We start from the raw sequence: 12,515 nt of genomic DNA, 5'->3' as shown, positions 1-12,515 counted from the left end.
GCCCGATTCAGCAGCCGATTCCCGTCGAGAACCAGCCGCTCACGACAGATGCGAACTTAGCAGTCTACGTCCGTGCGATACCCAAACCAGAATTCTGGTGGGCTCCCTTCAATGCTGAGTGAAACGGAAATGGAATCTGCACCATCGGCAAACTGCGGCAAAAACCATTCTTTCCACCCGTGTCCGTCTACCCGTCCGTGCAGAGTGAATTCCCCTTCATTGACGGGGATATCGGAATCGTCGATGGCGACTCTATTCGTCGGTTCATCAGAGGAATCAATTTTGTACGTTTCTTCGTAGATAGTTTCCTCCCTCTCAGAGAGCCGTAACTGCAACGAGTTGATGGTGGAAGTGATGTCAATATCGATCTGACAAAGACGAACTGTGTTTTGAAACCAGCCGAGACAACCACTACCCAGAAAAAGGACACTACTCCCTCCTAATTGAAGGGCGCTTCGACGGTTCATATTTGCTCTATAGATCAGTCATATAAATGATTTATCGTCCATTGTCCCACTATTCATATCACTGTATATAGACCGCTGAGGAACGAGGGTTTCTACTGCACGAGTTCACCGGACAGCTGCGGCTCCATTCGAATCGCGTGTCTCCTTACAGCCCCGTCGGCACCTCGAGATACGTCGTCTCGAGTCCCCACTCCTCGACCAGATCCTGCAGCGATCGCACGCCGAAGGTCTCCGTCGCGTAGTGGCCCGCGAGGAAGACGTGGATGCCGGCCTCCTGTGCCTCGTGGTAGGCCTTCCCTTTCCCCTCGCCGGTCACCAACGCGTCGGCGTCGGCCGCGGCGGCCTCGCCCAGCCAGTCGACCCCGCTGCCGGTGACGACCGCCACGTCCTCGATCTCGTCGGGGCCGAAGTCGAGGTGCTGGACCGGTTCTCCGTCGGTCTCGAGTGTGTCCTCGAGACGCTCGCGCAGTTCGTCGGGGGCGTAGGCGTCGGCCGCCGTCCCGCGCTGGCCGATGTACTCGGGGCCGAGTTCGCCGAACGGGGTGCGGTCCTCGAGTCCGAGCACGTCGGCGACGCCGGCGGCGTTGCCCAGTTCCTGCTGGCCGTCCAGCGGGAGGTGGGAGACGTACAGCGCGAGGTCGTTCTCGATCAGGGGCGCGATCCGGTCGTAGGTCCGGCCGGTCACGCGGTCGAAGCCGCCCCACGAGAGCCCGTGGTGGACGACCAGCAGGTCCGCGTCGGCTTCGATCGCCCGGTCGAACGTCTCGCGGACGCCGTCGACGGCGAACGCGACGCGCTCGATCTCGGCCTCGTCCGGGCCGACCTGCAGGCCGTTCGCGCTGGCGTCGAGGTCGGCGTAGTCGGCGGTTCCAAGTTCTTCGTCGAGTCGATCGACGACGTTCGAGAGCTCCATAGCAGGCCGTTCGGCGGTGATCGCCTTGTATCCGGCTGATCCCGACCGGTCCCGCGGCGGCTTCCGGCTCGAGTCGGGCGTGCGAAACGCGGACGACTGCACCGAAAACCGCGATCCGGGCCCGCTACATCAGGTAGAACAGCGGGAACAGGATCACCCAGACGATGTCGACGAAGTGCCAGTAGAGCCCGAAGTACTCGACCGGCCGGTGATCCCGGAGATAGGCGTCGACGGCCACGACGCGGTATATCATGAACAGGGCGATGAGCAGGCCGAGGATGACGTGGAACGCGTGGAGCCCGGTCGTCACGAAGTACAGCGAGTACTCGAGTTCGGTGAACCAGTAGATGCCGTGGGCGAACTCTTGGCTCCACTCGTAGCCCTTGATCGTGAGGAACGTGAGCCCGAGCGCGAGCGTGACGCCGAGCGACGCCAGCAGGCCGCGTTTGTTCTCGCGTTCGGCCATGACGAGCGCGATGATGACCGTGAAACTCGAGGTCAACAGGACGTAGGTGTTGACGAGGCCGATGATCTCCGACGGCGGCACGGTCTCGAACGAGCCCCAGCCGGCGTGGAGGCGCATGAAGACGTACGCCCCGATGGCGGCGCCGAAGACGATCACGTCCGAGGCGAGGAAGAACCAGACGCCGAGTTTCGTGCCGCCGACGTTCTCGAACGGCCAGCGCTCGGCGATCGCCTGATCGGGCGCGTGGAACCGTTCGCGCCCGTACTCGAACAGCGTGTAGCCGAGAATAGCGATCCCGCCGACGAAAAGCACCGGATGTAAGAGGTCGGTCGAACCGGTCTCCTGGATCTCGGCTCCGCGTCCGGTGGCGAAGCTTGCGACCCACGGCGTCAGTCCCGACAGCCCGATGAACATGACGAACATGCCGACCCCGACTCCGAACGGCCAGATGCTCGCGTGGTCTTCGTGCTCCGCCTCGAGCGACTCGGCCTGGCCGGCCCGCTCGTGTGCGGCCGCCCCGCCGTCGGCCGCCGTCGCATCGTCGACGAACTGGAGTTTGCCGCTGGCGTAGCTGGGCCGGTCCGGCCAGTTCTCGAGCGGCGGCGGCGATGTCGTCGCCCACTCGGCGGTCCGGGAGTACGCCCACGGGTTGTCGGGGGCGTCGGGACCCGAGAGCAGACTCTTGCCGAGCGCGTAGAACATGATGAGGTAGGACGCGGCGAGGACGAAGGCCCCAACTGTCGCCAGTCGGTGATAGATCGTCAGCTCCGAACTGAAGTGGAAGACCCGCCGCGGCGTCTCCCAGGCCATGAACATGGGGAAGTACAGCAGGTTGAACCCGATGAAGTACGTCGCGAAGTGGAGTTTGCCGAGCGTCTCGTCGTACATTTTCCCGGTGATCTTCGGCCACCAGTAGTAGACCGCGCCGACCAGCGCCGTCGAGCCGGCGACCATCACGTAGTGGAAGTGCGCGACGACCCAGTAGGTGCCCCGGAACTCGTAGTCGAGGACGACGGCCCCGAGGAAGACCCCCGTAATGCCGCCGATGATGAAGATCACCAGCGTCCCGAGACTCCACAGGAACGGCGTGGTAAAGCGGACCCGTCCCTTGACCATCGTGTAGATCAGCGAGAAGACCATCAGGTCGAACGGCAGCGAAATGCCGATCGTCGTCGCCATGAAGAGCGTCTTGATCGGGAGGTTGATCGTCGTCAGGAACATGTGGTGAGCCCAGACGAGGAACGACTGAACGGCCACGAGGACCATCGCGATGATGACCCACTTCCGGCCGACCAGCCGCCGGCCACAGAAGGTCTGGAACGTCTCGAACAGCACCCCGAGCGCCGGGAAGAAGACGATGTACACCTCCGGATGGCCGAAGAACCAGAAGATATGCGCCCACAAGAGGCTCGAGCCCTGATCGGTCGCGAAATACTGCGTCAGTAAGATCCGGTCGCTGACTAGCAACAGCAGGGCGGCGAGCAAGGCGGCGAAGGCGAAGAGCATCATCCAGACGGTCAGCAGAATCGACCACGTGAACAGCGGCATGTTCCACAGGCCGAGCCCCTCCGCGCGCTCGTAGTGGATCGTCGTGAGGAAGTTGACCGTCGCGATCGTCGTCGACATGACGAACAGAACCAGCGCGAGGATCGTCAGCGTCCCGCCGGACGTCGCCGCCATCGCCGTGTTGTACATCGGCACGTTCAGCGGCGCGTACATGTACCAGCCGCCGGCGAAGGCCCGCCCCTGAAAGAACGCGAGGGCGACGAGGATTCCCGAGAACAGGTAAAACCAGTAACTCATGGCGTTCAGCCGCGGGAACGAGAGGTCCTTCGCCCCGATCTGGAGCGGGACGAGGTAGTTCGCGAAGCCGAACGCGAACGGCGAGAGATACCAGAACACCATCAGGAGTCCGTGGTTCGTCACCGCCTGATTGAACTCCTGATTCTCGAGAAGGCCGATCCCGCCCGACTCCCACATGTGCGTCCGGAACAACAGCGCGAGGATGCCGCCGAGCAGCAGGAAGAAGATCGCCGTCGCTAGGTAGAGGATGCCGACGTCCTTGTGGTTGGTCGTGACCAGCCACCGCTTGAGGGTGGTCCGCGGCGGGAGCTCACTCATTCGGTCTCACCTCCCAACTGGACACGCGCCTCGAGCCGGCATCGCTTCGGGCCGGCATCCCCATCCCACGCACGAACCGGCTGCCGAGACGGTTCCTCGAATAGACGACCGAAACCATATTCGACACACTCCGACGATTCTCCGTATCAAGATGTCCGGTGCGCTTGCAAGCGATACTTCCCTCACAGCCGACCGCGATGGCTCGGATAACCGCCTCTGGCACGCTCTCGCCCCCTATACCGCCTTTTCGGAAGCTAATCCCCGAGCACAGACGGCTGTTCCCGAACGCAGACGGCGGTTCAGGGAACGCAGACAGTCGCTCACGGCGTCATCGATCGCTCGAGGCCCGCCCTAGTCCGGGGTAGTCGGCGACGATGCCGTCGACGCCGGCCGCTGCGAGCCGGTCGAACTGGACCCAGTTCGTCACCGTCCAGACGTTGACCGCTCGCCCCTCCCCGTGGGCGGCCTCGAGCACGTCGATTTCGGGGCCAGGGTCGGTCGCTCTCTCGGGGGCCGCGTCGGCGTCGCGAACCGCGCTCCGCGGCGGGTGGATCGCCTCGCACTCGTACCGGCGCGCGATCTCGAGGCCGGCCTCGAGGTCGTCCCGAATCAGCGGCGCAGCGGCGTACTCGGCCGTTACGTCGCGCAGTGCCGCGATGGCTCCCTCGCAGAACGACGAGAAGAGGAGTTCACCGTCGAAGGCGTCGCAGTCGGCGACGACGCGTTCGACGAACGGCCGCCACGCCTCGCGGCGCTCGGCGCGTTCGCCCGATGGGAGCGACTCGTCGACGCGCAGGTCCGCCCGTCCCGCCCCTTTCAGTTCGACGTTGAGACCGACCGTTTCGGGGGTCGCCTCGAGCACGTCTGCGAGCGTCGGCACCACGGCATCGGTGCCGAGCACCCGCGTTTCCCGGAGCGTCTCGAGCGGCGTCTCCCGGACGAGGCCGGTCCCGTCGGTGAGCGATCGCCCGTCGCGGGTCCCCTCGAGGCGTTCATCGTGGACGACCACCGGCGTCCCGCAGGCGGCCGGCCGCACGTCGATTTCGATCATCGCGGTCTCGTCGCGCACGGCGGCGCGCTCGACCGCGGTGACGGTGTTCTCGGGGGCGATCCCGGCGTAGCCGCGGTGGGCGATGACGGCGGGGCGGGCCATATCGGAGCGACGGCCGGCCGCGTAATGGAAGTACGCCATCGCGTGCGAGACGACGTGGCGCTTCCCGGCCCGTCTTTCATCCGTGTGTCCAGCAAACGTTCGCTATGACCGAGACCACGCTCGCCGACGTCGAACGCGCCCTCGACCGTGCGGACGACCTCGAGACCGAGGAGGCCGTTGCCGTCCTGCGGACGGCCGAGCAGGATCTCGACGATCTGGGGTCGAACCCGAACGTCGACGAGGAACGGCGACGAGAACTCGAGACCCGACTCGAGCAGCGCATCCGCGAGGTGACCGAACGCGACGCCTACGACAGCGGCTTGGGATCGGCGATGAACCCGACCGAAGACGACGCGCCGTAACGGCGCGGGTGGGTCCCGACTCGAGTGCTCGGACGGATCACTGAGCCGTCCGTTTCGTCCGAGAACCCGGCGAGATCGGCCGATCTCCGGCCCTTTTATTCGGGTGCCGTCCGGAGGTGGGGGTATGCGAATTGCACTACTGGGCGGCACCGGCGATATCGGCGAAGGACTCGCACTGCGGTTCGCCCGCGATACGGGCCACGAGATCCTCATCGGCTCCCGGGACCCCGAGAAGGCCCGCGACGCGGTCGCGGAGTACGAGGACGAACTCGCGGACCGCACCGACGAGATCGACATCAAGGGCTTCGGCAACGAGATGGCGGCCGACCGCGCGGATGTCGTCATCCTCAGCGTCCCGCCGTACTACGTCGGCGACACCGTCGAAGCGGTCGCCGACAACCTCGACTCGGACACCGTACTGGTGACCCCCGCGGTCGGCATGCAGGGCGACGAGGACGGGCTCCACTATCACCCGCCCGAGGCCGGCAGCGTCACCGAACTCGTCGCCGGACGGGCCCCCGACGAGGTCCCGGTCGTCGGCGCGTTCCACAACCTCGCGGCCGACGCGCTGTCGAACCTCGACAACGACCTCGACCTCGACACGCTCGTCGTCGCCGACGACGATACGGCCGGCGACACGGTTCTGACGATCGCCAACGAGATCGAGGGCCTGCGCGCACTCGAGGCGGGGCCGCTGGCCAACGCGGCCGAAGTCGAGAGCGTCACGCCGCTTGTCATCAACATCGCGAAGTACAACGAGGACATGCACGACGTCGGCGTGAAGTGGACCTGAGCGCGTGCGGGCGCTCGCTCGGCGCGTTCGAGCGCGACTCCTGACCCTCGGCTCCGGCTTCTGTAACGATTTCACTATCGAGTTCTCGAGCGGCGGGTCCGCGGTCGTTCGGCGGTCCCGGCAGGACTCAGTCTGAGCCTCGAGTCCGCCTACTCCCTAGTTACTCCGTAAACTCGGCTTCGCATCGATGCTGGCTGCGAGGAGAAAAGCGACCGGTCGGTTACGCGCCGGCCGACTCGAGGGCGTCCTCGATGTCGTCGCGCTGGGTGACGCCGACGAAGCGTTCGACGATGCCGTCGTCGTTCTCGATGATGAGCGTCGGCAGCGATCGAACCTGGTACTCGTTGGCGACGTCCTGTTTCTCGTCGACGTTTACTTTCTCGACTTCGAATCGGCCCTCCCAGTCGTCCTCGAGCTCCTCGAGGATCGGGTCCTGGGTCTTGCAGGGGCCACACCAGTCCGCGTAGAAGTCCTTAAGTGTGACAGTCATGCGGTCAACGCTAGTTGCCACGCGCCGCGCATAAGGGTTTCCCACTGCCAATGCATTGCCGTGATCGCCGACACGGGCCGGTCGAAAGGTTTAGTTTCAGGGGCCCATAGGAACGGGTATGGATAAAGGACAGAACACCGGTGGCCTGATGTCCAGTGCCGGACTCGTACGGTACTTCGACTCCGAGGACTCGAACGCCATCCGTATCGACCCCAAGACGGTCATCGCGTTCGGCGTGCTGCTGGGCGTGCTGGTCCAGTTGCTGACGATCGTCGCGTAACGCGGACACCAGCCACCTCCTCTTACTATCGTCACAGATAGCGGCAGCGCCGGAGCGTAGATACCCGACAGTCCCCGATTCGGCCGCTTCGCCGCGCCCGGTCGTCTCAGTAGTCCGCTCGGAGCCGCTCGAGATCCAGCCGGAGGTAGTGCCACAGCGTGCCCGTCAGCCCCTGTTCGGCGATCCGCCGGCCCGAACTCTCGACCAAGACGGTCGGACAGTAGGCCGTCGGAAACCGGCGGGCGAGCGAGCGGCTGAAGGCCGTGTCCTCGTTCGCCACGCGGGGAAAGCCGCCGATCTCCTCGAACGCCCGCCGGTGGACGAGACAGTTGAACCCCGGCAGGATCGGGCGCTCGAGTCGCGAGAAGACGTGATTGATCGTCAGTTCCATCAGCTTCGCCCGTCGGGGGCCGGTGATCCGACAGTACGAACTCGCGGCCGCGAGCCCGTTGGCCTCGACGAAGCCGAGCAGTTCGGTCAGATAGTTCGCCCGCACCCGGGTGTCGGCGTCGATGAAGGCCAGCCACTCGCCAGCCGCTCGCTCGGCCCCGAGGTTCCGGGCGGCGGCGATGCTCGAGCCGGCGTCGCGGACGACGGTCGCGCCGTACTCGCGGGCGATCGCCGGCGTCTCGTCGGTGGAACGGCCGTCGACGACGATCACCTCGTACTCGTAGCTCGTGTCCAGTGCGGTGAGACTCGCCAGCGCACCACGGAGGTAGTCGGCCTCGTTTCGCGCCGGCACGACGAAGCTCACGTCGCACTCGCCGGCATCGTCGTCTCGGTCGTCGCTCGGCATCGTGTTAGAGACGAGAACTCGGCCGCGGGTTCTCAAGCTACCGGAGTCCCGACGAGTCCTCGCGGGCGTGGACCGGCCGATAGCTGTCTGCCAGTTGTGGGTGTGGTAGTGAATCGACCGAACGACGGCTCGAGTCGCCGATACTCGCCGAAAGAGCTGCTGTTCCTGCTGGCAAGATCTGCTAATTCAAACCATGATTCTTGGTTTCAGATAGCACTCCACAGGGCTACTATCTATCATGAACTTTTATAACGATGGGGCGGATACGATGGCGTAGAGATGTCGGTCGTACACGTAGTAGCGTGAGCCCGTTGCTGACGACGAGTACCGCTTTTCGACGAAATCCACACCCGACCGACATGAGCACCCGAAACCCGCAGTCCACGACCGACGCCGAACCGACACCCAACCGAACCACGACCCGTCCTCGAGCACCTCGCTCGAGCGCCCTCGAGGACCCGCGGACGCCCACCGATCGCGCCCAGCGGATGTTCTCGCATCGGAACACGGGGCGACTCGAGAACCTTATCGACGAGTGGAACGCGGCGTTTGCAAACGAGAGCGCGGACGGTTCGTAACTGTCACCCGATTTTCGCCGGCGAACCCAAACCGTCTTTGGAGCGACGGCGGTAGTCTCGCGTGGCCGATGACGATGCTCCCGCTCCGAGCCGGACTCGGCATCCGGCGGTGACGAGCCCTATGAGTGCCGAGGCCACCGATTTACATGTACTACCTTTCGTCTTCCAAGGAAATCAAAGCAGATGGTGTCCTTATTTGGAGTGATCAGACTGTGGTTCATTCATGAGTCCCAGGAGCTCACACTCGCGGTCTAAGTAGTATATCTCGAGGTCTACACCTATCGAAACCGCTTCGAATAGCAACCTTACAGAGACAGAACTAATACTACAATCCAACATGGACCGTTCAAAGAATGGATCTGCCGCAACTGGCTGTCTCTCCCATGCAAGTCATAATCGGAATTCTTTCGGCAGCGATCGCCTTTGCGGGCAGCTACTGGGTATATCTTCAGACTAAGCGTGACAAAGAACTCCGCTGGCGGATCGAGAACGTTTACGAACCCGGCTTAGAGGAAGTCAACGCAATCATCGAAAAAGACGAATACCCCGGAAGTCTCCGCAGCTGTCAAGAGGCCTCCTTCTGGAACGATCTCAGCTACACAGAAAAGCTCCGACTTGGACCTACTCGTATGAGACAAGGAAATCAGTATTATCGCCTTCTTGAGGACCTAGAGAAAGCAGAACGCAAGTTCATCCCGCTCAACGGAAAGATCACAGACAAATTCCCTGATGACGTAATCAAGAATCAGGGGGCATCGGTGCAACTGATAGCAGGAGGAACAGTAAATCCTGCAGGAAACGAATCTTCAGATAGTAAAGTCGGAGTCCTCAAGAGCTGGGTTAGTCTGGGTTCAATTGTTAAAGACCATCTCCCGGAGATTTTGAACGTAAACTCCTCAGAAGAACTTCGGGAACACCTGATTCCAGAAGAAGGAATAGACCAACACCCCTATCCTGATGATCCAACTATCTTCATGGGTAGCGGGCTTCAGCCGGAGCAGTTGAGTTTCTTAGATGAGGAGTTCCCTGAATGGGCTGACCATTTTTACCAGTTAATCGAAGAAGGGCATTTAGAGGATTATCTTAGGGTACGTCAGCAACACCATGATGTACAGGAAGAACTGCAGGATGCTGCTCAAGAAATCCGTAGTATTGCAGAAAATGAGATTAAGACGCTGAACAAGGACAAATAGGAGTCTACCGACCTCCGAGACCACCGCGGCCTCTTCCGCCACCTAGAGCTGCAAAGAAACTGTAGCTCGCGAAAGCGATCACTCCAATAGCGACCCAGGTTTCAATGCTTGAGGCCAACTGGAACAGGCTGTAACTGATAGAGAGGGAGGTGCCGATCGTGTCATAGGCAGCCGTAAACGGTCCTTCTGTTGGCCTCATGATTATGTACATCTGCGCTACAGCATAGAAGAGTGCACCAATAGCCAATCCTATGAACGGCCCAACGACGAGAATCACGAGCGCATCGCCTACATTGCTCTGTCTCATAGTATCCTCCAGTGCGGGATATCGTAGTGAAGCACCAGCACTACGCCCCCTATCACGGCAGTTCCGATGAGTAACGGACTCATCGCGATAATGATTGGCGCCGTGTATGCAGCAATGGCACCAGCTGCTCCGATTTTGGCGAGTTTGAGGAGGGCAGCTTTTTCCTTACTCGTCAAACTCCCACTTCTGAGGTGGTAGCCTGCACTGGTTGAATATCCAAACACTGGGGATAGCAGTATCGCGGCTATCGCTGCAATCACCCCTGTGACGAGGAGACTGATCGCCATACACTTCTGAATAAATCATTGACACGTAAAGTGAACGGCAAAATCACGGTATGAATGGCTTTGAAATGACTGTATAGGGGTTGCAACGGATGCTTTGGGAAGAGGGGAGAAACAAATAGAGCGAGCAATCCCTACCCCTCAACAGTGTGTTTGAAAAACCATCTGAGATCAAATTAAAAATAGCGCTGCCAACTGACATAGCTGAGAACCACAGCAAGACCAAGCATCGTAGTCATTATCCAGACTGCTGGAAAAACGGCCACAGCACCAGGCTAATGAGACCGACTACTCCCAGTATACAAATCGCTATCCCCAGTTGCTGTATCCATCGCCTCATCCAATCTACTGACTTCCTTGTGATCTCTGCTACTACCGGTTTTATGAAACACTCTCCAACCTCGAGGGATAGCTGTAGAATAGCTTCTCCTTGGACGATGTCTGAGGGAAAAGATGTACTGGGATTTTATCAGGGTACGTACCTCTCATCTATAGATAGAGGTGGACTTGGTGGACATTCTCCAGTTACTGAATCAGCCCTGGGTCGGAAATCTGTTCGTCCTGTTGGCGGCCCTCATCGGTGTCGGAGGTAGCTACGCAGTTTACTGGAAGCGGCGTAGAGATGAGATCAAGAACCTCCGATCTGCGTTGAAAGCTGAGATCGAGCAGATGAGCTACCTGGGCCAGCTCCCGGAAGACTGGGAATCTGAAGGATACATTCCCCGGAAAAACAGGATCCCAGCTGAACTGGTGCCACCCCCTGAGCACATCTCGACAACCGTCTACGAGGAGAACGCCTCAGAACTGGGCTACCTTAGCGCTGAAGAGACCGAGAAAATCGTCGAGTTCTACGGAAACGTGTCCTACCTAAAGTCTCTCATGACTATAATCCGCGACGAAGACCCAGACTCCATGCACCCCCATGAAGCGCTGTACGGGCTGCTGAAGAGGTACAGTGGTATGCGAGAAGATCTGATCAAGATGCTTGACGGAGAATTAGAGCCAAGCGAAGTCGAGCCAACCCCGGTGATCCGAAAACTGGACGGTAGAGTAATGGCGACCGAAGAAACAGATACAATCTCCGAACAGGATCTCAAGAATAGGACCGCAGAGCACCGGTAGAAACCCCTTTAGGTGGAGAGAAGACTCCTTCAGAGTAAGGAAATGCCGGAGCAGAAGAACCAGCACTACGTACCTCAACACTACCTCCGTGCCTGGGCCACTAACGGCCAACTCACCGTATTCCATCTCGAATCCGGAGGCACCTTCTCGGAAGGAACCGACTCAGTCTGCTCCCGGAACTACTTCTACGGCAAACCACCAGTCGTCGAAAAGGAACTCGCCGACTTGGAAGGACACCATGCCCGTCCACTTAACGATCTACGTGACGGTGCTGACCTGATAGATCTCTCTAACCGGTATATCCAGCTGTTACTCTCGTTTGTCACTACTCAACGTACCAGGACCAAGGCAACAAAGGAGGACATCAGGGATAGCGACGACTTCATCCGGGACGCCGTCAGGGAAGACCTGGAAGCCGACCTATACGATGAACGAATTACCTGGACATCCGATCTTACCGAGGAAGAAAAAGAGGAAACACTCGTCAATGCCTCCCTACTCGGAACTCACCACTACATCATGTCTCTAGGTATCTTCGGCTACATCGGCATACAAGACCTTCAGGGCGTGATGCTCTGTAACGTTACAGACCGCGATTTCATCGTCTCCGACGTCCCAGTAGTCCACGACATACCCCAATACAAACGCAAACATGGATTAGTGCCGGCAGGGCTGGCAAATAGGGGGCTTCAAATCCTCTGTCCGATAGACCGTAACCGGATTCTCCTGCTGTACGATCCAGCCGTCTACAGCTTCAGCCACAACTCCCAGAAACAGGTCCTAGTAAAGTCACCTGACATCGTTGACGAGTTGAACCTGCTACAGTTCCACAACGCGGAAAGTATCGTGATGTTCAACTCCGGTAGCGAAGACTACATACAGGAGCTGTACAACCGAATTGAGGAGTTCCGGAGGAGAGAACAGATAACCGTACCTCTGGAAACAGAGGCCGGGAGAACAGAGGAGGTGGACAAGATTCCCGCATATCAAGTACCGAAGCAGTCTCCAGATCTTCCAGGCTGTACGACGATGATCCATCTACCCTACGTCAAGCAACGTCCTGATTGCCGGTCGATAGAGGTCCGAAACCTTGCACATAAAATATTTAATGAGACCGGCGCTCCTGACCTCGGACTCATCTACTCTATCAGATTCTTCCAAGAACTCTTAGACCTGTAGCGGAAGGCCCA

The 12,515-nt window shown here is 60.1% G+C and carries 15 protein-coding genes; 7 read left to right on the top strand and 8 right to left on the bottom strand.

Features of this window, described 5'->3' with window-relative positions; translation table 11 throughout:
* Positions 1-56: 56 nt before the first annotated feature.
* The 4 genes from ACT4ML_RS04800 to ACT4ML_RS04785 form a co-directional block, all read right to left on the bottom strand.
* Positions 57-467, bottom strand: a complete 411-nt coding sequence (locus ACT4ML_RS04800; RefSeq protein ID WP_444719830.1) for a hypothetical protein — start codon at positions 465-467, stop codon at positions 57-59.
* A gap of 145 nt (positions 468-612) precedes the next feature.
* Positions 613-1,380, bottom strand: a complete 768-nt coding sequence (locus tag ACT4ML_RS04795) for a Nif3-like dinuclear metal center hexameric protein (RefSeq protein WP_444719829.1) — start codon at positions 1,378-1,380, stop codon at positions 613-615.
* 124 nt (positions 1,381-1,504) lie between these two features.
* Positions 1,505-3,967: a cbb3-type cytochrome c oxidase subunit I gene (locus ACT4ML_RS04790; RefSeq protein WP_444719828.1), complete on the bottom strand. Its 2,463-nt coding sequence runs from the start codon at positions 3,965-3,967 to the stop codon at positions 1,505-1,507.
* Between the two features lie 328 nt (positions 3,968-4,295).
* The gene (locus tag ACT4ML_RS04785; protein WP_444719827.1) at positions 4,296-5,120 is read right to left on the bottom strand and encodes a glycerophosphodiester phosphodiesterase; all 825 of its coding nucleotides are present in this window, start codon (positions 5,118-5,120) and stop codon (positions 4,296-4,298) included.
* Positions 5,121-5,224: 104 nt separating this feature from the next.
* Here ACT4ML_RS04785 and ACT4ML_RS04780 point away from each other — a divergent pair, with 104 nt between their 5' ends.
* Together ACT4ML_RS04780 and npdG are read left to right on the top strand one after the other, a co-directional pair.
* On the top strand, positions 5,225-5,482 hold the full coding sequence (locus ACT4ML_RS04780; protein ID WP_444719826.1) for a hypothetical protein: 258 nt from the start codon (positions 5,225-5,227) through the stop codon (positions 5,480-5,482).
* Positions 5,483-5,606: 124 nt separating this feature from the next.
* Positions 5,607-6,275 carry an NADPH-dependent F420 reductase gene (npdG, locus tag ACT4ML_RS04775; RefSeq protein WP_444719825.1) on the top strand — a complete coding sequence of 223 codons (669 nt, stop codon included), beginning with the start codon at positions 5,607-5,609 and terminating at the stop codon, positions 6,273-6,275.
* 220 nt (positions 6,276-6,495) lie between these two features.
* Here npdG and ACT4ML_RS04770 read toward each other — a convergent pair whose 3' ends face one another.
* Positions 6,496-6,765, bottom strand: coding sequence for a thioredoxin family protein (locus ACT4ML_RS04770; protein WP_006180412.1), 270 nt, complete (start codon positions 6,763-6,765; stop codon positions 6,496-6,498).
* A 118-nt stretch (positions 6,766-6,883) separates the two neighbouring features.
* On the opposite strand from ACT4ML_RS04770, the gene ACT4ML_RS04765 reads away from it, so the two are divergent.
* Positions 6,884-7,045 (top strand): preprotein translocase subunit Sec61beta, encoded by a 162-nt coding sequence (locus ACT4ML_RS04765; RefSeq protein ID WP_138243621.1) that lies wholly within the window; start codon positions 6,884-6,886, stop codon positions 7,043-7,045.
* A gap of 106 nt (positions 7,046-7,151) precedes the next feature.
* Here ACT4ML_RS04765 and ACT4ML_RS04760 read toward each other — a convergent pair whose 3' ends face one another.
* Positions 7,152-7,841 (bottom strand): glycosyltransferase, encoded by a 690-nt coding sequence (locus ACT4ML_RS04760; RefSeq protein ID WP_444719824.1) that lies wholly within the window; start codon positions 7,839-7,841, stop codon positions 7,152-7,154.
* 359 nt (positions 7,842-8,200) lie between these two features.
* Here ACT4ML_RS04760 and ACT4ML_RS04755 point away from each other — a divergent pair, with 359 nt between their 5' ends.
* Together ACT4ML_RS04755 and ACT4ML_RS04750 are read left to right on the top strand one after the other, a co-directional pair.
* Complete coding sequence (locus ACT4ML_RS04755) at positions 8,201-8,419, top strand: hypothetical protein (RefSeq protein WP_444719823.1); 219 nt, start codon at positions 8,201-8,203, stop codon at positions 8,417-8,419.
* Between the two features lie 353 nt (positions 8,420-8,772).
* On the top strand, positions 8,773-9,612 hold the full coding sequence (locus ACT4ML_RS04750; RefSeq protein ID WP_444719822.1) for a hypothetical protein: 840 nt from the start codon (positions 8,773-8,775) through the stop codon (positions 9,610-9,612).
* Positions 9,613-9,616: 4 nt separating this feature from the next.
* On the opposite strand, the gene ACT4ML_RS04745 is transcribed toward ACT4ML_RS04750, so the two are convergent.
* Both ACT4ML_RS04745 and ACT4ML_RS04740 read right to left on the bottom strand, forming a co-directional pair.
* Complete coding sequence (locus ACT4ML_RS04745) at positions 9,617-9,919, bottom strand: hypothetical protein (RefSeq protein ID WP_444719821.1); 303 nt, start codon at positions 9,917-9,919, stop codon at positions 9,617-9,619.
* Positions 9,916-10,206, bottom strand: coding sequence for a hypothetical protein (locus ACT4ML_RS04740; protein ID WP_444719820.1), 291 nt, complete (start codon positions 10,204-10,206; stop codon positions 9,916-9,918). The genes ACT4ML_RS04745 and ACT4ML_RS04740 overlap by 4 nt, the downstream gene beginning before the upstream one ends.
* Positions 10,207-10,713: 507 nt before the next feature.
* On the opposite strand from ACT4ML_RS04740, the gene ACT4ML_RS04735 reads away from it, so the two are divergent.
* A complete protein-coding gene (locus tag ACT4ML_RS04735) occupies positions 10,714-11,325 on the top strand; it encodes a hypothetical protein (RefSeq protein ID WP_444719819.1) in 612 nt (203 codons plus the stop codon).
* Positions 11,326-11,367: 42 nt separating this feature from the next.
* Positions 11,368-12,504, top strand: a complete 1,137-nt coding sequence (locus ACT4ML_RS04730) for a DUF4238 domain-containing protein (RefSeq protein ID WP_444719818.1) — start codon at positions 11,368-11,370, stop codon at positions 12,502-12,504.
* The last annotated feature ends 11 nt before the right edge of the window (positions 12,505-12,515 follow it).

It is taken from the genome of Natrinema sp. LN54 (assembly GCF_052439245.1).
GTDB lineage: Archaea > Halobacteriota > Halobacteria > Halobacteriales > Natrialbaceae > Natrinema > Natrinema versiforme_A.
This window is presented reverse-complemented; position numbering and strand designations above follow the sequence as displayed.